At 70.5% G+C, this 21,656-nt stretch carries 17 protein-coding genes; 7 read left to right on the top strand and 10 right to left on the bottom strand.

Annotation, left to right across the window (positions count from 1 at the left end; translation table 11 throughout):
* The first annotated feature begins 192 nt into the window (after positions 1-192).
* The 3 genes from AOK22_RS07970 (at position 193) to AOK22_RS07960 (ending at position 4,170) form a co-directional block, all read left to right on the top strand.
* Complete coding sequence (locus tag AOK22_RS07970) at positions 193-1,515, top strand: RNA 5'-3' helicase PhoH2 (RefSeq protein WP_055697880.1); 1,323 nt, start codon at positions 193-195, stop codon at positions 1,513-1,515.
* A gap of 445 nt (positions 1,516-1,960) precedes the next feature.
* Complete coding sequence (locus tag AOK22_RS07965; protein ID WP_055697879.1) at positions 1,961-2,680, top strand: aggregation-promoting factor C-terminal-like domain-containing protein; 720 nt, start codon at positions 1,961-1,963, stop codon at positions 2,678-2,680.
* A 143-nt stretch (positions 2,681-2,823) separates the two neighbouring features.
* Positions 2,824-4,170: an AI-2E family transporter gene (locus AOK22_RS07960; protein WP_055697878.1), complete on the top strand. Its 1,347-nt coding sequence runs from the start codon at positions 2,824-2,826 to the stop codon at positions 4,168-4,170.
* A gap of 88 nt (positions 4,171-4,258) precedes the next feature.
* Here the strand turns inward: AOK22_RS07960 and AOK22_RS07955 are convergent, their stop codons facing one another.
* Both AOK22_RS07955 and AOK22_RS07950 read right to left on the bottom strand, forming a co-directional pair.
* Positions 4,259-4,789 (bottom strand): alkyl hydroperoxide reductase, encoded by a 531-nt coding sequence (locus AOK22_RS07955; protein WP_055697877.1) that lies wholly within the window; start codon positions 4,787-4,789, stop codon positions 4,259-4,261.
* Positions 4,790-4,804: 15 nt separating this feature from the next.
* Positions 4,805-5,359 carry a peroxiredoxin gene (locus tag AOK22_RS07950; RefSeq protein WP_055697876.1) on the bottom strand — a complete coding sequence of 185 codons (555 nt, stop codon included), beginning with the start codon at positions 5,357-5,359 and terminating at the stop codon, positions 4,805-4,807.
* Positions 5,360-5,492: 133 nt separating this feature from the next.
* Here AOK22_RS07950 and AOK22_RS07945 point away from each other — a divergent pair, with 133 nt between their 5' ends.
* Positions 5,493-6,446, top strand: a complete 954-nt coding sequence (locus AOK22_RS07945; protein ID WP_425264012.1) for a LysR substrate-binding domain-containing protein — start codon at positions 5,493-5,495, stop codon at positions 6,444-6,446.
* Between the two features lie 52 nt (positions 6,447-6,498).
* On the opposite strand, the gene AOK22_RS07940 is transcribed toward AOK22_RS07945, so the two are convergent.
* Genes AOK22_RS07940 through AOK22_RS07930 form a run of 3 tightly spaced genes read right to left on the bottom strand, consistent with a single transcriptional unit; the run spans position 6,499 to position 10,117 of the window.
* Positions 6,499-8,910 carry an FtsX-like permease family protein gene (locus AOK22_RS07940; RefSeq protein WP_055697875.1) on the bottom strand — a complete coding sequence of 804 codons (2,412 nt, stop codon included), beginning with the start codon at positions 8,908-8,910 and terminating at the stop codon, positions 6,499-6,501.
* A complete protein-coding gene (locus tag AOK22_RS07935) occupies positions 8,907-9,593 on the bottom strand; it encodes an ABC transporter ATP-binding protein (RefSeq protein WP_055697874.1) in 687 nt (228 codons plus the stop codon). Before AOK22_RS07935 ends, AOK22_RS07940 begins: the two co-directional genes overlap by 4 nt.
* Positions 9,590-10,117, bottom strand: coding sequence for a PadR family transcriptional regulator (locus AOK22_RS07930; RefSeq protein ID WP_055697873.1), 528 nt, complete (start codon positions 10,115-10,117; stop codon positions 9,590-9,592). The genes AOK22_RS07935 and AOK22_RS07930 overlap by 4 nt, the downstream gene beginning before the upstream one ends.
* 238 nt (positions 10,118-10,355) lie before the next feature.
* Here AOK22_RS07930 and AOK22_RS07925 point away from each other — a divergent pair, with 238 nt between their 5' ends.
* Positions 10,356-12,656 (top strand): transglycosylase domain-containing protein, encoded by a 2,301-nt coding sequence (locus AOK22_RS07925; RefSeq protein WP_055697872.1) that lies wholly within the window; start codon positions 10,356-10,358, stop codon positions 12,654-12,656.
* A 119-nt stretch (positions 12,657-12,775) separates the two neighbouring features.
* Here the strand turns inward: AOK22_RS07925 and AOK22_RS07920 are convergent, their stop codons facing one another.
* From AOK22_RS07920 to AOK22_RS07905, 4 genes are all read right to left on the bottom strand, one after another.
* The gene (locus AOK22_RS07920) at positions 12,776-14,845 is read right to left on the bottom strand and encodes an ATP-binding SpoIIE family protein phosphatase (RefSeq protein ID WP_425264011.1); all 2,070 of its coding nucleotides are present in this window, start codon (positions 14,843-14,845) and stop codon (positions 12,776-12,778) included.
* A gap of 62 nt (positions 14,846-14,907) precedes the next feature.
* Positions 14,908-15,549 (bottom strand): class I SAM-dependent methyltransferase, encoded by a 642-nt coding sequence (locus AOK22_RS07915; protein WP_237773502.1) that lies wholly within the window; start codon positions 15,547-15,549, stop codon positions 14,908-14,910.
* 116 nt (positions 15,550-15,665) lie between these two features.
* Positions 15,666-16,352 (bottom strand): cytidylyl-2-hydroxypropylphosphonate hydrolase, encoded by a 687-nt coding sequence (gene fomD / locus AOK22_RS07910; RefSeq protein ID WP_055697870.1) that lies wholly within the window; start codon positions 16,350-16,352, stop codon positions 15,666-15,668.
* Positions 16,353-16,392: 40 nt separating this feature from the next.
* Positions 16,393-17,805, bottom strand: a complete 1,413-nt coding sequence (locus AOK22_RS07905; protein ID WP_055697869.1) for a class II fumarate hydratase — start codon at positions 17,803-17,805, stop codon at positions 16,393-16,395.
* A gap of 123 nt (positions 17,806-17,928) precedes the next feature.
* Here AOK22_RS07905 and AOK22_RS07900 point away from each other — a divergent pair, with 123 nt between their 5' ends.
* Positions 17,929-19,467, top strand: coding sequence for a ricin-type beta-trefoil lectin domain protein (locus tag AOK22_RS07900; RefSeq protein ID WP_055697868.1), 1,539 nt, complete (start codon positions 17,929-17,931; stop codon positions 19,465-19,467).
* Between the two features lie 140 nt (positions 19,468-19,607).
* Here the strand turns inward: AOK22_RS07900 and AOK22_RS07895 are convergent, their stop codons facing one another.
* Entirely contained in the window at positions 19,608-21,275 is a 1,668-nt protein-coding gene (locus AOK22_RS07895) for a fumarate hydratase (RefSeq protein ID WP_055697867.1), read from the bottom strand.
* A gap of 146 nt (positions 21,276-21,421) precedes the next feature.
* On the opposite strand from AOK22_RS07895, the gene AOK22_RS07890 reads away from it, so the two are divergent.
* A partial coding sequence (locus AOK22_RS07890; RefSeq protein WP_157872195.1) for a DUF1707 SHOCT-like domain-containing protein occupies positions 21,422-21,656 on the top strand: 235 nt, incomplete at its 3' end.

Here is a 21,656-nt window from a genome sequence, read left to right as displayed (position 1 = left end):
CGGGCGGCATCAGGCCGTCCGCCCGGGAGGCCCTTTGCACCAGGACGACCGTGTGAGCAGCACGGGCGACGTGGAGGGCCGGCGCTCGGCCCGCGCATCGCGGCCCGTGACCGGCCCGGTTCACACCCGCCGGACCGCGCCCGGTATCCCTCCCGTCGCTCCCCGACCTCATCCGAGGGGGTACGTCCTTCCGTGGTGAACAGCACAAAGCGCCGCATGCCCGACAGGCGCACCTATGTTCTCGACACCAGCGTCCTGCTGGCCGATCCCAACGCGCTCACCCGCTTCGACGAGCACGAAGTCGTGCTCCCCGTCGTCGTGGTGACGGAGCTGGAGGCCAAGCGGCACCATCCGGAGCTCGGCTACTTCGCCCGGCAGGCCCTGCGCCTGCTCGACGATCTCCGTGTCCGGCACGGCCGCCTCGATGCCCCGATCCCGGTCGGGGAGCTGGGCGGTTCGCTGCGCGTCGAGCTCAACCACTCCGATCCCGGCGTGCTCCCGGCCGGCTACCGGTTGGGGGACAACGACTCACGGATTCTCGCCGTAGCCCGCAATCTCCAGGCGGAGGGATACGACGTCACCGTCGTGTCCAAGGACCTGCCGCTCAGAATCAAGGCGTCGTCGGTCGGCCTGCTCGCGGAGGAGTACCGCGCGGAGCTCGCCATCACCGACTCCGGCTGGACCGGCATGGCCGAACTGACCCTCTCGGGGGAGCAGGTCGACCTCCTCTTCGAGGAGGACGGTCTGTACGTGCCCGAGGCGGCGGAGCTGCCCGTGCACACGGGCCTGACCATCCAGTCCGAGCGGGGCAAGGCGCTCGGCCGCGTCACGGCCGAGGGCAACGTCCGGCTCGTGCGCGGCGACCGCGAGGCCTTCGGCCTCAAGGGCAGGAGCGCCGAGCAGCGGGTCGCGCTCGACCTGCTCCTCGACCCGGACGTCGGCATCGTCTCGATGGGCGGGCGCGCGGGCACCGGCAAGTCGGCGCTCGCGCTCTGCGCGGGTCTCGAGGCCGTCCTGGAGCGCCGGCAGCACCAGAAGGTGATGGTCTTCCGGCCGCTGTACGCGGTGGGCGGGCAGGAGCTCGGCTATCTGCCCGGCACCGAGGCCGAGAAGATGGGGCCCTGGGCGCAGGCGGTCTTCGACACGCTGGGGTCGGTGGCGGGCAAGGAGGTCATCGAGGAGGTGACCGCACGCGGGATGCTGGAGGTGCTCCCGCTCACCCACATCCGCGGCCGCTCCCTGCACGACGCGTTCGTGATCGTGGACGAGGCCCAATCGCTGGAACGGAACGTCCTGTTGACCGTTCTGTCCCGAATTGGGGCGAACTCCCGTGTCGTACTGACCCATGACGTGGCCCAGCGCGACAACCTCCGCGTGGGGCGGTACGACGGCGTGGTCGCCGTCGTCGAGAAGCTGAAGGGCCATCCGCTCTTCGCGCACGTCACGCTCACTCGTTCGGAGCGTTCGCAGATCGCGGCCCTGGTGACCGAAATGCTGGAGGACGGCCACATCTGACAGATCTGACGCATCTGGCAGGTCTGACTCTTCTGGGTCAGTTCACGGCGGTTACGCGGTAGTTGGCGCCGCCCGGCGAAGCGAAGGAGCCTAGCCGGGCGGCGTCTTCGCGCGCGCCGCTTTCCGTAAAACTCCTGGGACAAACGAGGTGTGAGCTTTCCCACGCAACGGAGAATTGCCTTGCGGCGTTCGGCTGGGGCAGAGTCTGGGTCCTGTCAGGCCCCGCATGCGACACACCTGTACCCCCAGCGGTACCGCAACTCCAGAACCACAGAACTTCATAGTGACCGTCGCATGCCGCCCGAAGCTTCACGCGGCGCTCCCGTAGCGGGAGTTGTCCACCGGGTCCGAGCCTCCCGTGACCGATTTACAAGCGGAGGCCAGAGCCAGGGGCACGATTGCGTCCGCGAGGTCACCTATGCGGGCGCTGCTGGAAGGAAACCGTGTGAGCCGGATTTCGGTCCGGGGATTCGCCGTGGCATCCGCCACCGCGGTCACCACCGTCGGCGCTGTCGTGGGTGTCGCCTCGGGCAACGCCCAGCCCTCGAACTCCAACGACTTCGAGGCAGCGGCAAGCGACGCGACGCTCCTCGCAGACATACCCGCCGGTCAGCAGGCGCAGGTCCAGACGGCGTCCCTGACGCAGCAGGCCGACGCGCAGGCCATGGCCGCGGACACCGCCGCGAAGAAGACCGCCGCGGAGGAGGCCCGCAAGCAGGCCGCCGCATCGGCGATCGAGAAGCAGAAGGCCGCGGAGAAGGCCGAGGCGGCCGAGAAGGCCGCGGCTAAGAAGGAGCGCGAGGAGAAGGCGGAGGCCAAGGCCAGCCGTTCCTCCGCCCGCGACGCCTCCAGCTTCGCCCCGCAGAGCTCGTACACGGTCGCTCAGGTCCAGGCGATGGCACGGCAGATGGTCCCCGGCGACCAGTTCCAGTGCTTCAGCAACATCGTCAACCACGAGTCCACGTGGAACTACAAGGCCACCAACGCCTCTTCGGGCGCCTACGGTCTGGTGCAGGCGCTGCCCGGTTCCAAGATGGCCTCGGCGGGCGCCGACTGGCAGACCAACCCGGCCACCCAGATCAAGTGGGGCCTGGGCTACATGAACGACCGCTACGGCAGCCCGTGCGGAGCCTGGAGCTTCTGGCAGGCGAACAACTGGTACTAGGCCCACTCCGGCCACACCGTGCTCAACCTTTCGAGGCCCCTCACCGTCCTTCGGTGAGGGGCCTCGCACGTGCACCCGTGTACGGTCGGTCCGGACAGCTCCAGGGGGGAGTAGTGGGGAAAGACGGGGGAAGAGGACGGATCATGTCGCGACTGCCAGGGTGGCTCGGCCGGATCGGCGCCGGATTGAGCGAGATGGGCGAGCGGTTGAACGAGCAGCGCCGCGACAGGGAGACGGACGCCGACGGTCCGGACGACCTGCTCCACGACCGCCTGCGGGACGCGGAGGCGGCCGAGGACGCCGGTGACGGCGACCGCGACCACGTGCCGCCGCCGCCCGCGTACGCGCCGGCCGTAGCGGCCAGGCCCGATCCCGTGGCGGCCGTGCCGTGGGGGATGCGGGTCGCGGCCGAGGCGGGCTGGCGCCTCCTCGTCCTCGCGGGCACCCTCTGGGTGCTGATGAAGGTCATCAGCGCGGTCCAGCTGGTGGTGCTCGCCTTCGTCGCCGCGCTGCTGATCACCGCGATGCTGCAGCCCACGGTGGCGCGGCTCAAGCGGATCGGTCTGCCGCGCGGGCTCGCGACGGCCGTCACCGCGATCCTCGGCTTCGTCATCATGGGCCTGGTCGGCTGGTTCGTGGTCTGGCAGGTCATGGACAACGTGGACGAACTGTCGCGCCAGGTCCAGGACGGCATCGAGGACCTGCGCAAGTGGCTGCTCAACAGCCCCTTCCACGTCACCGAGGACCAGATCAACGACATCGCCAAGAGCCTGCGCGACGCGGTCGGCGCCAACACGGAGGAGCTGACCTCCGCGGGCCTCGAAGGCGTCACGGTCATCGTCGAGGCGATGACCGGCATCCTGCTCGCGATGTTCTCGACGCTCTTCCTGCTCTACGACGGCAAGCGCATCTGGCAGTGGACGCTCAAGCTGGTGCCCGCCCAGGCGCGGCCCGGCATCGCGGGCGCGGGCCCGCGGGCCTGGCGCACGCTCACCGCGTACGTGCGCGGCACGGTGATAGTGGCCCTGATCGACGCGATCTTCATCGGGCTCGGCATCTACTTCCTGGGCGTGCCGATGGCGGTGCCGCTCGCCGTCTTCATCTTCCTGTTCGCGTTCATCCCGCTGGTGGGCGCCGTGATCTCGGGCGCGCTCGCGGTGGTCGTCGCGCTGGTCACGCAGGGCGTGTTCACGGCGGTGATGGCGCTGGCGGTCGTCCTCGCGGTGCAGCAGATCGAGGGCCACATCCTGCAGCCGTTCATCCTCGGCCGCGCGGTGCGGGTGCACCCGCTGGCCGTGGTGCTCTCGGTGGCGGCGGGCGGTCTGGTGGCGGGCATCGGCGGCGCGGTCGTCGCGGTGCCGCTGGTGGCGGTCACGAACACGGTCGTCGGCTATCTGCGGGCGTACACCCGTGAGCCGGCGCTCAAGCAGGCGCCGCAGCCCCGCGGGGCCACGGCGGTCGACGTCGCCCCGGTGAAGCCGCCGCAGTAGGCGTGCGGCCGCCGCGCGGCAGGCGTACGGACGACGAAAGGGCCCCGGAACCAGGAAGGTTCCGGGGCCCTTTCGGATGCGTGGGGCGTTACGCGAGGACGTCCTCGGAGTCCAGCGTGACACCGACCGCCTGGATGACCGAGGCGACCTTGAAGGCCTCCTGGATCGTCTCGCGGTCGACGCCGGCCTTGCGCAGGACCTGCTCGTGCGAGTCCAGGCACTGGCCGCAGCCGTTGATCGCGGAGACCGCGAGGGACCACAGCTCGAAGTCGACCTTCTCGACGCCCGGGTTGCCGATGACGTTCATCCGCAGACCGGCGCGCATCGTCCCGTACTCCGGGTCGGAGAGCAGGTGGCGCGTGCGGTAGAAGACGTTGTTCATCGCCATGACGGCGGCGGCCGACTTGGCGGCCGTGTACGCCTCGGGGGAGAGGTTCGCCTTCGCCTCGGGCTCCAGCTCGCGCAGCACCTTCGGGGAGCGGGACGCGATGGCGCAGGCCAGCACGGTGCCCCACAGCTGCTGCTGCGGCAGGTCGCTGTTGCCGATGACCGAGCCCAGGTTCAGGCGGAGGTCCTTGGCGTAGTCCGGTATGGCGGACTTCAGTTCGTCGAGTGCCATGTCAGAGGGCTCCGTTCACTCGCCCGAGAGCAGCGCGACCGGGTCGAGGGTCTCGTCGCCCTTGCTCCAGTTGCACGGGCAGAGCTCGTCGGTCTGCAGGGCGTCGAGGACCCGGAGGACCTCCTTGGGGTTACGGCCCACGGAACCGGCGGTCACCATCGTGAACTGGATCTCGTTGTTCTGGTCGACGATGAAGACGGCGCGCTGCGCGAAGCCGTCCTCGCCCTCGATGCCGAGGTCACGCATGAGCTCGTGCTTCGAGTCGGCCAGCATCGGGAAGGGCAGGTCGGTCAGGTCCGGGTGGTCCTTGCGCCAGGCGTGGTGCACGAACTCGGAGTCGCCGGAGAAGCCGAGGATCTGGGCGTCACGGTCGGCGAACTCGTCGTTCAGCTTCCCGAAGGCCGCGATCTCGGTCGGGCACACGAAGGTGAAGTCCTTGGGCCACGCGAAGACGATCTTCCACTTGCCTTCGTAGGTCTTGTGGTTGATCTGCTCGAACTCCTTGCCCTTCTCCAGCGAGACACAGGCAGTCAGGTCGAACTCGGGGAACTTGTCACCGACAGTGAGCACACGTACTCCTTGCAGCAGAGAAAATCCCTTTTGGGGAGTTTCCTGTGGGGTTGGACTGGTGTCGATGGTGGCACAGGGTGCATTGATTAGGGAAATAGCTAGAGTGGGTCGTGTTGATCGGAGGTGGCTATCAGTGCGAGCCATAAATAGGGGCAAGCAGCCCGGCGGCAAACAGCCCAGCCTGGCGCAGCTGCGCGCCTTCTCCGCGGTGGCCGAGCATCTGCACTTCCGGGACGCGGCCGCGGCGATCGGGATGAGCCAGCCCGCGCTCTCGGGGGCCGTCGCGGCGCTGGAGGAGGCACTGGGTGTCCAGCTCCTGGAGCGGACCACCCGCAAGGTGCTGCTCTCGCCCGCCGGCGAGCGGCTGTCCGCGCGCGTCAACGCGGTCCTCGGCGAGGTCGAGGCGCTCCTGGAGGAGGCGGACGCGGTCAAGGCGCCGTTCACCGGGGCGCTGCGGCTGGGCGTGATCCCGACCGTGGCGCCGTATCTGCTGCCGACGGTGATCGCCCTGGTCCACGAGAAGTACCCGGACCTCGATCTCCAGGTGCACGAGGAGCAGACCTCCTCGCTCCTGGAGGGGCTCGCGGCCGGGCGGCTCGACCTGCTGCTGCTCGCGGTGCCGCTCGGGGTGCCCGGCGTCACCGAACTCCCCCTGTTCGACGAGGACTTCGTGCTCGTCACCCCGCTGGACCACTGGCTCGGCGGCCGCGAGGGCATTCCGCGCGAGGCGCTCAAGGAGCTGAACCTGCTCCTCCTCGACGAGGGGCACTGCCTGCGCGACCAGGCGCTCGACATCTGCCGCGAGGCGGGGCGCGCGGACGCCCCCGTCACCACGACCGCCGCCGGCCTCTCCACCCTCGTCCAGCTGGTCGCCGGAGGGCTCGGCGTGACGCTGCTTCCGCGCACCGCCGTGCGGGTCGAGACCAGCCGCAGCAACCAGCTTCTGACCGGGTACTTCGCCGATCCCGCGCCCACCCGGCGGATCGCCCTCGCCATGCGGTCCGGTGCGGCGCGCTCGGCGGAGTACGAGGAGTTGGCCGAGGCCCTCAAGGAGGCGGTACGGCCACTGCCGGTGCGGGTCGTGTGACCCCGCACCGGCAGCGTACGTACTGAGGAGAGGAGCCGGAGCCCCCTGGGCGCTACTCCGTACGCAGCCCGTCCGGCCGCATCATCCGGCGCAGCGGCGGCAGGCTGAGCAGGGTCACGATCGCGACCATCGCCGCGCCCGCGCCCGTCAGCGGCAGGAACGACCACCAGTCGGTGACGCTCTTGTCGATCATGCGGGTCATCACCACGCCGAGGCCGAGGCCGCCGACGATCGCGAGGGCGAGGCCCAGGGCGACCGGCAGAGCCGTCTGCCACAGGAGCGACCAGCCCATCGACGAGCGGCGCGTGCCGAACGCGGTGAGCACCGCCAGCAGCCGCTTGCGCTCCCGCAGTTGCTCGATCATCGACACCAGCATGGACGCCGCGATCAGCGCCATCGTGGCGCTCGCGCCGATCTGCAGACCGCGCGCGATGGAGTTGTACTGCTTGTCGCGGTCGACCGACTTCAGCGAGTCCACGCCGAGGAAGGGGCTGATGTGGGCCGCCGCGTTGCGCACCTGCTCCTCGGCGTCCGGCACCTTCGGGTCGAGCTTGACCCAGGAGGTCGTCGACGCGTCGTCCAGCTTCTTGATGTCGACGGCGCCGGACGTGGCGAAGATGCCGTCGATCTTCATGCCGGACGGGTTGGACCGGGCCTGGACGGTCCGCGAGTCCTTCGGCAGCGTCCACAGGACCGGCGCGGCGCCCTTGTTGAAGTCGGGGTCGGGCCCGACGTTGATCGGCTTGCCGGGGCGCGCGGTCGTGTCCACCCAGCCGTTCTGCTCCCGGCTGCCCGTGTGCACGACGTAGGTGTCGCCGTCCTTGCAGGCGCCGATGTGCGCCAGCTCGCGCAGGGTCGCGCAGGTGCCGATGGTCAGCTCCGTGGTCGGCGTCATGTCGTTGACCTTCTTGCCGCCGGGCCGGGTGACGTACGCCTGCACGGTGCCGATGACCTTCGTGACGCCCTCGGTCTTCGCGAACTCGTCGATCATCTGCTGGGCGAGGGCGCCGTTGCCGGTCCCGCTGCGGATCGTGAGCTGGGCGCGCGTGGTGTCCTGCCCGGTGATCTCGTTGAAGTCGTCGTGCATGGACGCGAACATCATCTGCAGGGCCACCGCGCCGGCCACCGCGACGGTGATCCCGCTGACCGCGCGGGACGCCGTGCCCGTGGTCAGCTGGAGCCTGCGCACGGCGAGCTGCCAGGGCACGGGACCGCCGCGCAGCCGTCCCACGACGGCCTCGACGAGCCAGGGGAGCAGCGCGCTGAGCCCGATCAGGGAGAGCGCCGAACCCACCGCGATCGCGGGCACGTTGACGGCGGCGTTGCTCGCGGCGCGGTCGATGCGGCCCGAGAAGAGCAGGATGCCGATGCCGAGGACCGGCAGGACCACCCGCCACCACAGGCGGCGCTTGCGCTGCTTGGTGCCGCGGAACACCCCGAGCGGTTCGATGGCGACCGAGCGCAGCGAGATCAGCGTCACCAGGACCGCGCAGACCGGCACGGCCACCGCGACCAGCGCCACCAGGGCGGGCGCGGGCACCATGTCGGACGGGTAGGCGCTGACGTTCGTCAGGTCGACCACGCCCACGAGCTCCCGCAGCAGCAGGAAGAAGGCGGCGCCCGCGGCGAGTCCGAGGACCGCGCCGAACAGCGCCTCGCCGGCCGCGATCCTGCGCACCGCGCGGGCGTCCGCGCCGACCAGGCGCAGGGCCGCGAGCCGCCGGTCGCGCCGGTCGCCGCCGAACCGCACGGCCGTCCCGATGAAGATCGCCACCGGGGTGAGCAGTACGACGCAGATCAGGACGACGAGAGCCATCAGGAACGGGTCGAGGGGCAGCGAGTTGTCCTGCCCGAAGCGCTCGACGCGATAGGCGCCCTCGGACGTGGTGAGCTTGCCCGTGCCGGCGTAGTAGTAGAGCTCCAGCGGCGAGACGAGGCCGGCCTCGTCGATCGTGCCGGTCACGCGGAAGTCGCGGAAGCGCTCCTTGAGGAGCTTGTTCGCCGGGTCGTCGAGCAGGTCGCGCAGCGCGGGCGAGACGACCATCTCGCCGGCCGCGGGGATCTTGTCGATGCCCGGCGGCAGCACGGGGTTCGTCCCGTCGGCGCGCAGGAACATGCCGGTCGCGCTCTTCCCGCGGAAGGTGGTGCCGGTGTCCCGCATCATGACCGTCGAGTCGGTCGCCTTGACCGACTTCCCGTCCATGGAGGAGTGCGGGGTACGGGCGAACTGCCGGTCGTCGCGGTTCTGCAGCAGGTTGGGCACCGAGGCGGCGCCGAGCAGCAGCGCGACGCCGAGGCCGACGCCGACCGCGGTCAGGATCGTACGGATCCAGCCCTCGCGCCCGCCGCCCGCCGCGAACCGTATGCCCATGCCCAGATCGCGCACCCAGGCGGCGGCGCCGGTCGGCGCCACCGCGGTCGGCGCCGCGATCGGGGGCTGCGGGCGCACCCGGGTGTCACTCATGCGATCCGCTCCATGTCGCGGGACTTGCCGTCGCGCACGACGATCTCGCGGTCCGAGTAGGCGGCCACCCGCGTCTCGTGGGTGACCAGGACGACGGCCGCGTTGGTCGAGCGGGCGGCGTCGGTGAGCATCTCCATGACGCGCTCGCCGTTGAGCGAGTCCAGAGCGCCGGTCGGCTCGTCGGCGAAGATCACGCGCGGGCTGGTGGCGAGGGAGCGGGCCACGGCGACGCGCTGGCCCTGGCCGCCGGAGACCTCGCCGGGCCGCTTGTCGCGCACGTCGGCGACGTCGAGCCGGTCCATCCAGGCGAGCGCGGTGGCCTCGGCCTGCTTGCGCTTGACGCCGTTCATCCGCAGTGGAAGGGCGACGTTCTCCACGCAGGTCAGCTCGGGGACGAGCTGGCCGAACTGGAAGACGAAGCCGAACTCGCTGCGGCGCAGGGCGCTGAGCTCCGTGTCGGACATGCCGGTCAGCTCACGGCCGCCGTAGGTGATCGAGCCCGCGTCGGGGCGGACGATCCCCGCGAGGCAGTGCAGCAGGGTCGACTTGCCGGAGCCCGAGGGGCCCATGACGGCGACGACCTCGCCGGGGTGGATGGAGAACGCGGCGCCGTCGAGCGCGGCGGTGGGGCCGTAGGCCTTGTGCAGTCCGTCGGCGACGAGAAGGGAACCTGCGGGGGTCATGCGGAGCGCACCTCCAGGGCGAGCTTGCCGAGGCGCGCGGCGGTGAGCTCCAGCCAGCGCAGATCGGCTTCGAGGTGGAACAGCGCGTGGTCGCAGATGAGCTGGTCGGCGAGGTCGCCCTTGCGCTTGCGGTCGGTGAGGATGCGCATCAGGCGCAGGTGCTCGGCGCGCTGGACGTCGAGGAGTTCGGCGGCGTCGCGGTCGGTGAGGAGCGCGAGGACGACCTTCGTGTAGAGGGTCGACTGGAGGTAGGGCTCCGGCTTCTCCGGGGTGGCGAGCCAGCGCTGGACATCGGTGATGCCGGCCTCGGTGATCGCGTACCGCTTGCGCTCGGGGCCGCCGCCCGCCTCTATGCCGTCGACCTCGACGAGGCCGTTCTTCAGCAGCCGGGACATGGTCGAGTAGACCTGCCCGTAGTGCAGGGGCTTGTCGTGCCCGAACTTCTCGTCGAAGGCGCGCTTGAGGTCGTAGCCGTGCCGGGGGCCCGACTCCAGAAGACCCAGAAGGGTGTGGCCAATGGACATGCGGAGCACTGTACATGGTGTGTATACGTGCCGTGTATACCCCCCGTGTAGAGCTGGAATGTGCGACGCCCGCGCAACCTTCCGGCCCCTGGGATCGTCGGTTCCTAAGGGGCAGGTGCTCATTGTCACGTCCGGAAAAGACCGGATCGGCAGGAGTTTGTCCCAGGGTGCGGTGTTAGCTTCATGAGCTGACTCGACGTACGCATGTGGACTAGACGGAAGCGGAGCACTCTCAGTCATGGGCCGAGCCGAAGCACGACAAGCGCGGACGCGCGGTGCCCGCAGGGCAGCGCGCCGTGGGCGCCCGTCCGGCGGCAAGCGCACCGGCATACGCCGCTTCTTCACCTGGAAGAAGATCCTCGGGACGTTCTTCGGACTGATCCTGCTCGGCATGGGCGCGTTCATCGTGCTGTACCTGGTGATCGACATCCCCGAGGGCAACGCCCTGGCGAAGAAGCAGAGCAACGTCTACAAGTACAGCGACGGGTCCATCCTGGCGCGGGACGGCAAGGTCAACCGCGAGATCGTCGACCTGGACAAGGTCCCCGAGGACGTCCAGAAGACCTTCGTCGCCGCCGAGAACAAGTCCTTCTACAAGGACGAGGGCGTCGACTTCAAGGGCACGGCCCGCGGTCTGATCAACACGGTGACCGGCAAGGGCAAGCAGGGCGGCTCGACGATCACCCAGCAGTACGTGAAGAACTACTACCTCACCCAGGACCAGACGGTCAGCCGCAAGCTGAAGGAACTGGTCATCTCGCTGAAGGTGGACCGCGAGAAGAGCAAGGACGACATCCTCGCGGGCTACATCAATACGAGCTACTACGGCCGCGGCGCCTACGGCATCCAGGCCGCCGCCCAGGCCTACTACGGCGTCGACGCCAGGAAGCTCAAGGTGGAGCAGGGCGCCTACCTCGCCGCGCTGCTCCAGGCCCCCAGTCAGTACGACTGGACGTCCGCGTCGCCGACCAGCAGGAAGCTCGTCAAGCAGCGCTGGAACTACGTCCTCGACAACATGGTCGAGGAGGGCTGGCTCGACGCGGGCAAGCGGTCCGGCATGACGTTCCCCAAGCCCGACGCCCCCAAGCCCGCGCCCGGCCTGGAGGGCCAGACAGGCTACCTGGTGAAGGCGGCCGACGAGGCCGTCGAGAAGCAGCTGATGACGCAGGGGCTCACCCGGTCCGAGGCCGAGGCGCAGCTCAAGCTCGGCGGCTACACCATCACGCTCAACATCGACCGCAAGAAGCAGCGCCAGCTGGAGAAGTCGGTCGAGGCGAAGCTCGAGGACAAGCTCGACCGCAAGAAGAACAAGGCGGACGCCCGGGTCCAGGCGGGCGCCGCGTCCGTCGATCCGAAGACCGGCGCGGTCCTCGCCATGTACGGCGGCGAGGACTACGTGAAGCACTACACGAACAACGCCACGCGCCGCGACTATCAGTCGGCCTCCACCTTCAAGCCGCTGATCCTCGCCGCCGCCCTGGAGAACGGCGCACGGACGCAGTCCGGGCAGCCGATCACGGCGAACACGATCTACGACGGCACCAGCGAGCGCCCGGTCAAGGGCAGCGACGTCGCCTTCGCCCCGCCGAACGAGGACGACGTCAGCTACGGGCCCGTCACCGTCCAGAAGGCGATGAACAAGTCCGTCAACTCCGTCTTCGCGCAGATGGGCGTGGACGTCGGGATGCCCGAGGTGATGGAGATGGCGGGCAAGCTCGGCATGGACGTCAAGGGCCTGCCCGCGGTGCCCGCCCAGACGCTCGGCTCCATGGGCGCGAGCCCGCTGGAGATGGCCGGCGTCTACGCCACGCTGGACAACCACGGCAAGAAGGTCACCCCGGCCATCGTGAAGTCCGTCGAGCACAAGGACCTCACCGTCGACATGCCCGACCCGATCGGCGACCAGGTCGTCGAGCGCGGCACCGCCGACTCGCTCACCTCGGTCCTCACCGGCGTGGTCGACGACGGCACCGGCCACGCGGTCCGCAACGCCGAGCAGGACGTGGCGGGCAAGACCGGTACGTCCGACGACAACAAGTCCGCCTGGTTCACCGGCTACACGCCCAAGCTCGTCACCTCGGTGGGCCTGTTCGGCGAGGGCGTGCCCGGTACGCCGGAGGCCACCAAGCACGTGTCGATGAAGGGCGCCGGCGGCAAGGCCCGCGTCGACGGCGGCAGCTTCCCGGCGGAGATCTGGGCGGCGTTCACCTTCGACGCCATGGGCGCGCCGAGCAAGTTCGACCTCGACACGGACATGGGCGCGGCCATCGCGCCGCCGCCGGACCCGACGTCCGAGGCCCCGAAGGAGCCGTCGAACACGCCGTCGAAGCCGGAGGACGACCCGTCGTCGAAGCCGCCGACGCAGAGCCCGACGACCCGGCCGACCCCGACGACGCCGACCGCGCCGCCGACGCCGACCCCGACGATCCAGCCGCCGACCCAGGAGCCGGACCCGACCGACTCGGTCGGCATCCCGGAGGACCCGGACGGCAGGACCGGCAGGGGCGACCGAAGCGACAGGAGCGACTCCAGGGACTGAGTCCCGGGACCGCGTCCGCGCACGGAACACCCGAAGGCCCCCGGAACCAACTGGTTCCGGGGGCCTTCGGCAGTCCTCGGCGCACCGCCGATGCCGTTCAGCTCCGGTGCCGATGCCGTTCAGCTCCGGTTCAGTTCGAACCAGACCACCTTGCCGGTGCTCAGGCGCGTGGCGCCCCAGCGCCGGGCCATCTTGTTGACCAGGTACAGGCCGCGCCCGCCCTCGTCGGTGGCGCGCGCCTGGCGCAGCCGGGGCAGCTGCGGCACGTCGTCGCCGACCTCGCAGCGCAGTACGTCGGTGCGCAGCAGCCGCAGCGTGATGGGCCGCGACGCGTAGCGCACCGCGTTCGTCACGACCTCGCTGACGAGGAGCTCCACCGACTCGCTCAGGTCTTCGAGGCCCCAGCGCGCCAGGGCGCTGCGGGCCAGCCTGCGGGCCCGTGAGGGCGTCGCGTTCTCCGGTTCGAGGAACCAGTACGCGACGTCGCTCGGCGCGATCCCGTCGAAGCGGGCGGCGAGCAGCGCGATGTCGTCGTCCCGGTCGCCGGGACCGAGCATGTCGAGCACCTCGTCGCACAGGGCCTCCAGCGGCGGCGGGTGGTCCGGGCCGGTCAACTGCGCGGTGGCCGCGAGCCGTTCGCGCAGCTGCTCTATGCCGGTCCACACGTCGCGCAGCCGGGACTCGACGAGCCCGTCCGTGTACAGGAGCAGCGTGGCGCCCGCGGGGGCGTCCAGCTCCACGGCCTCGAAGTCGACGCCGCCCACGCCGATGGGGGCGCCCGGCGGCACCCGCAGCACCTCGGCGCGGCCGCCCAGGTGCAGCAGGACGGGCGGCGGATGACCGGCGTTGGCGATGGTGATGCGGTGCGAGACCGGGTCGTAGACCGCGTACAGGCAGGTCGCCATGCGGTCGGAACCGAGCCGCTGGGCCTGCTCGTCGAGGTGGTGCAGGACCTCCTGCGGCGGCAGGTCGAGCCCGGCGAGGGTCTGCGCCGTCGTCCGCAGCTGGCCCATGATCGCGGCCGAGGTCATGGAGTGCCCCATGACGTCGCCGACGACCAGGGCGACCCGGCTGCCGGGCAGCGGGATCGCGTCGTACCAGTCGCCGCCGACCCGGGCCGTCTCCGCGGCCGGCAGATAGCGCGAGGCCAGCCGCACACCGGTGGGGCGCGGCAGCGTCTCGGGCAGCATCGTGCGCTGCAGCTCGTCGGCGATGTACGCCTCGCGCCCGTACAGGACGGCCTTGTCGATGCCGAGCGCGCTGTGCGTGGCCAGCTGGGCGGCGACCAGCAGGTCGTCCGCCTCGAACGCGGGACGGTCCGGGCGGCGCAGGAACACGGCCGCGCCGATCACCCGGCGCCGGCCCCGCAGCGGCGCGAGGATCGCCCGCTGCCCCGACGGCAACGTCCGTCCCTCGCCCAGCAGTTCGGGCAGCGCGGCCCGCGCGGCGGGCGCGTCCGCGAAGACCGGGCGCACCCCGCGCAGCACCTCGGCGAGCGCGCCGCCGGACCGCACCTCGCACAGCTCGGCGCTGCCCATCACATCGGCGATGTCGGCCTGCACGACCTGCAGTGCCGACGCCGTACCGCTGTCGCTGTCGGTCTCCTCGGAGCTCTCGTCGATGGAGCGCAGCCGGTCGGTGCGGCGCAGCCGCAGCACCAGCGGCCCGGTGGGCCGCTCGTCGCCGACGGGCAGCGGATCGCGCAGATAGACGAGGATCGCGTCGGAGAACGTCGGGACGGTGGCCCGGCACAGGCCCATCACGATCTCGTCGAGGTCGATGCCGCGCGCGATGCGCCGGGTCGCGGCGCCCACGAAGCGCAGCCGGTCGCCGTCGCGCCGCATCGCCACCGGGCCCGCGCCCGGCGGCCTGGGCTGTCCGGTGCGCCGCTCCTCGCCGTCCGGCGCTCCCGCGGGCGCGCCGGGGCCGGGCTGCGCGGGCACGCCGCCCTCCGGCGCGGGGCGCGGCCGGTGCGGGTCGGGCTCGGCGGCGGACGGCTGGGAGTGCTCGCCGGACGGCACGGGGGCGCCCGGCACGGCTTCGTCCGCGCGGGACTGTGCCGCGGCGCCGGTCCCGCCGGTCTCCGCGGCCTCGGGGGAACGCAGCAGCGCCCCGCGGGGATCCGCGGGGGCGGTCGGCCGGGCAGCTGGTGCCTTGCGACCCTCGTGGGGGGTGAGGTGCTCCGTCACGCGTTTCGAATCCGTCCGTCCGGGGCTGCGCGCCGTGCGCGCCGTCCAGCGTTGCACGTTGCTCAGCCGCGTCGGCAGTGCAGAAAGATCTGGTGTTCGGGTGGTGCGTCGGTGCTCGCGGGGGCGTACGAGTACGTTTCCTCGCCGGTGATCTCGAAGCCCGCGTCACGCACGACCTGCCGCAGTTCATCCCGCAGGTAACCCGATACCCGGATTGTGTGCCCCAGGAACGGAATCGCGGCGTCGTCCAGATCGGCCTCGACCATCGAGAGCTCCATCAAGCCGCCCGGCAGCAGCACTTCGTGCAGCCGGCGCAGCGCCTGGGGGATCTCCCGACGCGGCAGCATCAGCAGGGAGAAGAAACATGCCACGCCGTCGAACCGGCCCACCCCGCCCGGACCCTCGGCCCTCAGGTCCGCGATGTCGAGCTGCCGGAACTCGGCGGCAGGGACGTTCTTTCCCGCCAGTTCCAGCATGCCCGTCGAGATGTCCGTGCCGAGGACCGAGTGGCCGGATTCGGTCAGCCCCAGAGCGGTCGGCAGGCCCGTTCCGCAGCCCACGTCGAGGACCCGGGAGCCGGGCCGCAGCCCCTCCGCGAGACGGCGGCCCGCGGCGAGTTGGCCCTCCTTGTGCGGGAAGGCGTCGTCGTAGTGCTGCCCGATGGCGTCAAAGGCCTCTGCCTGGCCCTTGCGGTCCTCGCTCACGTTCTGCCGCCCCTCGATGACTTCCTGTCAGACACCGCGCAGACCCTCGGAGTTGCTGCTGTGCGCCCTTGCGGAGGACGATCCTACGTTTGAACCACGGGGGCGCATCAAGGGTCTCATGAGGACACATGCGCGGGCGTACGGTCCCAGTCATCCGGAAGGGAGGGTACGACCCAGGACGGATCGGGACGCCAGTGCTGCCAGCCGTCCGAAAAAGGTGCCCCCCAGGAACCGATCACGTCAAGGGCGGCCTCTCCGGCGGCGCGTACGTCAGCGGCCTTTCCGGCGTCCATCAGACCGACCCGGCGGGCCTCGGCGAACTCGTCCTCGTCGTGCCAGCGCCAGCTGCGGTCCGGCCGCACGGAGATGTCCAGAAAGTGATCCTCGGAGTCCACGCCGCCGGCCCAACGGACGCGCGGTTCCTCCAGGTTCACGTACCAGTTCTTGAACTGCCAGCCCGGGTCCCAGAAGAGCCAGACCGACCACGGGTCGCCCGGCCGCGCGAGCTTGAGGACGCCGGTGCCGAACCAGTGGTCCCTGCGGACCGTGCGCGGCTTGGTGTAGCGGGTGGCGAGCGGCTCGTGGTGCAGGGAGGTGCCGTCGGCGAGCACCGGCTTCACGCACTCGGTGCCGGGCGCCATCCACACGGCGAGCAGATCGTCGTCGTCACGGACGACGGTGACGGGGCGGCAGATGTGGAAGCGGCGCCCGGCGTTCTCCCGGTACCGCCACAGAATGTGGTCCCCGGGCGCCCAGCGCGCCGCTCCGCCATCGGCCGTCGTGGTCCCGTCGAGGTCTGTCATGGACAGATATTAGACGGCGCCGCCGTAACAGGTCGGTCCGTTACGGATGCGTCATGCGCAGGACGTCCAGCGCCTCGTCCAGCTGTTCAAGGGAGAGGTCGCCCCGGTCCACGTACCCGGCTTCGAGGACGACGTCTCGGATCGTCTTCCGTTCGGCGAGGGACCGCTTCGCGACCTTCGCCGCCTCCTCGTACCCGATGTACTTGTTCAGCGGCGTCACGACGGACGGCGACGACTCCGCGTACTCCCGCGCCCGCTCCCGGTTCGCGGTGATCCCGTCGACCGTCCGGTCGGCGAGCAGCCGCGACACGTTGGCGAGCAGCCGGATCGACTCCAGGACGTTCTTGGCGATGACCGGCAGCATGACGTTGAGCTCGAAGTTGCCCGCGGCCCCGGCCGCGGCGACCGTCGCGTCGTTCCCCGTCACCTGCGCCGCGACCATCAGCGCGGCCTCGGGGACGACCGGGTTCACCTTGCCCGGCATGATCGACGAACCGGGCTGCAGGTCCGGCAGGTTGATCTCGGCGAGACCGGTGCGCGGCCCCGACGCCATCCACCGCAGATCGTTCGCGATCTTCGTCAGGCCGACGCCGATGGTCCGCAGCTGCCCGCTGGTCTCGACGATGCCGTCCCGCGCGCCCTGCGCCTCGAAGTGGTCGCGCGCCTCGGTCAGCGGCAGCCCCGTGGCCCGCGCCACCTCGGCGATGACGGCCGCGGAGAAGCCGGGCGGGGTGTTGATGCCGGTGCCCACCGCCGTCCCGCCGAGGGGGAGTTCGGCGAGGCGGGGGAGCGAGGCGCGGAGCCGCTCGACGCCGTACCGCACCTGCGCCGCGTACCCGCCGAACTCCTGGCCGAGGGTCACGGGCGTCGCGTCCATGAGGTGCGTACGCCCGGACTTCACGACGTCGGCGAACTCCTCGGCCTTGCGCTCCAGGGCGGCGGCGAGGTGCTCCAGGGCGGGGATCAGCTCGCCGGTGACGGCGCCCGTCGCCGCGATGTGGATCGAGGAGGGGAAGACGTCGTTCGAGGACTGCGAGGCGTTCACGTGGTCGTTGGGGTGCACGTCGCGGCCGAGCCGCTCCGAGGCCAGTGTGGCCAGGACCTCGTTGGTGTTCATGTTGGACGACGTGCCGGAGCCGGTCTGGAAGACGTCGACGGGGAAGTGGTCGTCCCAGCGTCCGTCCGCGACCTCGGCCGCCGCGTCCGCGATGGCCTCGGCGACGTCCTTGTCGAGGACCCCGAGCCCGGCGTTGACCTTGGCCGCCGCCGCCTTGATCCGGGCGAGGGCGGCGATGTGCGCGCGCTCCAGGCGCTGCCCGGAGACGGGGAAGTTCTCCACCGCGCGCTGCGTCTGGGCCCGCCACTTGGCGTGCGCGGGAACCCGCACCTCACCCATGGAGTCGTGCTCGATCCGGTACTCGCCGGTGCGGTCGTCGCTGGCGTCGCTGGTCATGCGCTGAACCTACCTCTCCGTTCAAACCCCGTAAAAAGTTGAGCACTTGTCTTGTTCCAGGTATTCCCAAGGGCTGCTACCCACCAGTAAAAACCCTGGGTAACACCACACCGGGGAGGCGCAATGAAGCGCATCAGACGCAGCGGACGGGGCCGGCTGCGATGTTCGTTCGCGGCGGCCGTCGCGATGACGGCCGTGCTCGGCACGGCGGCGGCGGTGCCCGCCCAGGCGGCGGACCAGGGGACAGGGGCGGCGCCGAAGGCGGCACCTCTCCCGCCCGAGCTGGAGAAGATCAGGGCCGAGGAGGCCACCAAGCTCTACGGCAGCCCCGCCGAGCGCCCGATGGCCGACCGCAAGACCGGCCTGATCTCGCTCGGCGACAGCGAGATCTCCGGCGAGGGCGTCGGTACGTACGAACCGGGCACCGACGGGCCCGACAACTGGTGCCACCGGTCGCCGGACGCCGCGATCCACCGCACCGGCATCCCGGCCGACGTGACGTACAACGTCGCCTGCTCGGGTGCGCAGACCGTCAACATCAGGATCGGCGGTCAGAAGCAGTACGCCGACGAGCTGGTGCAGAGCGACAACCTCGCCATCAAGGCGCGCAACACCAAGATCAAGACAATCCTGCTCGTCATCGGCGCCAATGACGACCTGGAGTTCTCCCCGGTCATGACGGACTGCGTGACCCGCTATCTGCTCAGCCAGGGAGCCTGCGCCGGCAAGTACAACGACGGCTGGCAGGCGCGCGTGGACGGCCTCGTGCCCAAGGTCGAGCAGTCCATCCGCGACCTGAAGACCGTCATGAAGGACGCGGGCTACCAGGAGGGCGACTACAAGCTCGTCGCCATGGGGTACCCGAGCCCGATCGGCCCGGACTTCCGCGACAACCCCACGTTCCCGGGCAAGCTGGCCTGCGGCGGGCTCGGCTACGACTCCGACACCGAGTGGGGCCGCAACTACGCGGTGCCGGCCTTCGCGACGGGCATGCGCAAGGCGGTCAAGAACGCGGGCGCGACCTACCTGGACAACTCCCGTCTCTTCCAGGGCCACGAGGTCTGCATGGAGGACACCTGGGCGCGGGGTCTGTACATCGACCTGTCCAACCCGTTCCCGCCGGACTCCAACTCCGTCCGGCAGTCCTTCCACCCGAACGCCCGCGGCCACGCGGCCTTCGCGTCCTGCCTGACGCAGCTGTACGACTCCGGATACCGCGAGGGCAGTTGCGCCGACCCGGCGAGCACGGGCAGCCCCAAGCTCTACAAGGGCGCCTGGGACGACGCGTACCGGCCCCTCAAGAACGAGGGGACGCAGACCTGCGTGGACGTCGACGCGTCCAAGAGCCGCAACGGCACGAAGGTGCAGGGCTGGGACTGCACGGGCAACCGCAACCAGACCTGGTGGTACGACGACACCCAGAAGTCGCTGCACACCGGGCTGACCCAGGACCGCTGCCTCGACGTGCCGGACGGCGCGCACAAGGAAGGCGCGGCCGTCACCCTGTGGAACTGCCACGGCGGTGACAACCAGAAGTTCGCGCGCCAGTCCGGCACGGTGCGTCCCGCCGCGGACACCGGGCTCTGTCTGACCCTGGCGGGGGCCAAGGAGCCGGTGCGGCTGCAGAAGTGCACGGGGGCGGCGAACCAGCGGTTCGCCTGAGGAGCCGCCTGCTCTGCGGGGAGCCGCGGACGGCCGGTCCGGGTGCGCCGTGGCCGGGCGCGCGGTTCCCCGCCCCTGACGGGGCGCACCCGAGGCCCGGTCGACCAGGGGCCCTCTCCGCCGAGAGGGCCCCTCGCGCGTTACGCCAGACCCGGGCCCCGCACCGGGATGTGCGTGAACGTCGGCTCCGGGGCCGGGTTCTGGAAGAAGTCGTTGCCCTTGTCGTCGACGACGATGAAGGCGGGGAAGTCCTCGACCTCGATCTTCCAGACGGCCTCCATGCCGAGCTCCTCGTACTCGACGACCTCGACCTTCTTGATGCAGTCCTGCGCGAGACGCGCGGCGGGGCCGCCGATCGAGCCGAGGTAGAAGCCGCCGTGCGCGTCGCACGCGTCGGTGACCTGCTGGGAGCGGTTGCCCTTGGCCAGCATGACCTTGGAGCCGCCCGCCGCCTGGAACTGCTCGACGTAGCTGTCCATGCGCCCGGCCGTCGTCGGGCCGAAGGAGCCGGACGCGTACCCCTCGGGCGTCTTGGCCGGACCGGCGTAGTACACCGGGTGGTCCTTCAGGTACTGCGGCATCTCCTCGCCCGCGTCGAGCCGCTCCTTGATCTTGGCGTGCGCGATGTCGCGGGCCACGACGAGGGGGCCGGTCAGCGAGAGGCGGGTCTTCACCGGGTGCCGGGTGAGCTCGGCGAGGATCGCGTCCATCGGCTGGTTGAGGTCGATCTTCACGACGTCGGCGGACTCGTCCAGGTGGGAGTCCTCGGTCTCCGGCAGGAAGCGCGCCGGGTCCGTCTCCAGCTGCTCGAGGAAGACGCCCTCGGCGGTGATCTTCGCGGTGGCCTGGCGGTCGGCCGAGCAGGAGACGGCGATGGCGACGGGCAGCGAGGCGCCGTGCCGGGGCAGGCGCACCACGCGCACGTCGTGGCAGAAGTACTTGCCGCCGAACTGCGCGCCGATGCCGATCTTCTGCGTCAGCTCGAAGACCTTCTCTTCCAGCTCCTTGTCCCGGAAGCCGTGCCCGGTCGCCGAGCCCTCGGCGGGCAGCTCGTCCAGGTAGTGCGCGGAGGCGTACTTCGCGGTCTTCAGGGCGAACTCGGCGCTGGTGCCGCCGACGACGATCGCCAGGTGGTACGGCGGGCACGCCGCCGTGCCGAGCGAACGGATCTTCTCCTCCAGGAACTTCATCATGGAGGCCTCGTTCAGGACCGCCTTCGTCTCCTGGTAGAGGAAGGACTTGTTGGCGGAGCCGCCGCCCTTGGCCATGAAGAGGAACTTGTAGGCGCCGCCGTCGGTCGCGTACAGCTCGATCTGCGCCGGCAGGTTGGAGCCGGTGTTCTTCTCCTCCCACATGGTCAGCGGGGCCATCTGGGAGTAGCGCAGGTTCAGCTTGGTGTACGCGTCGTAGATGCCGCGCGAGAGGGCCTCCTCGTCGCCGCCCTCGGTCAGCACGTTCTGGCCGCGCTTGCCCATGACGATCGCGGTGCCGGTGTCCTGGCACATCGGGAGCACGCCGGCGGCCGCGATGTTCGCGTTCTTGAGCAGGTCGAGCGCCACGAACTTGTCGTTGCCCGACGCCTCCGGGTCGTCGACGATGCGCCGCAGCTGCGCCAGGTGCGCGGGCCGCAGATAGTGCTGGATGTCGTGGATCGCCTCGGCGGCGAGCTTGCGCAGCGCCTCCGGGTCCACCTTGAGGAACGTCCGCCCGTCGGCCTCGAAGGTCGACACACCCTCGGCGGTCACCAGCCGATACGGGGTGGTGTCCTCTCCCAGCGGGAGCAGATCGGAGTACGCAAACTCTGGCATTACGGCCATTCCTCACTCGGCAGACAGCGGCGCGGCCTCCATTGGCGACGCGCCAACCAGCGTAGAGCGCGCGAAGCGGACCGATCCTGTGAGGTAAGGCTCAGTAGGGGTAGTCGCGATCTATCGCGTTTGGGTACGCTGCTCGCGTGGACCTCGAAAAGCACACTCCAGCGCTCCGTGCCTCCGACGCCGACCGGGACCGCACCGCGGACATCCTCCGCGAGGCGCTGGCCGAGGGGCGGCTGACCGCGGAGGAGCACGCGGAGCGGATCGACGGGGTCTACCGCGCCAAGACCATGGCCGAGCTGGAGCCGTTGGTGGGGGACCTGCCCGCGGGGCACGGCCAGGCGCACGCCACGGCACGCGCCCCCGAGCCCGCCC

The sequence above is a fragment of the Streptomyces silaceus genome, assembly GCF_001419745.1.
Classification (GTDB): domain Bacteria; phylum Actinomycetota; class Actinomycetes; order Streptomycetales; family Streptomycetaceae; genus Streptomyces; species Streptomyces silaceus.
Note: the sequence above shows the minus strand (reverse complement) of the source record. Positions and strands in the feature narration are given on the sequence as shown.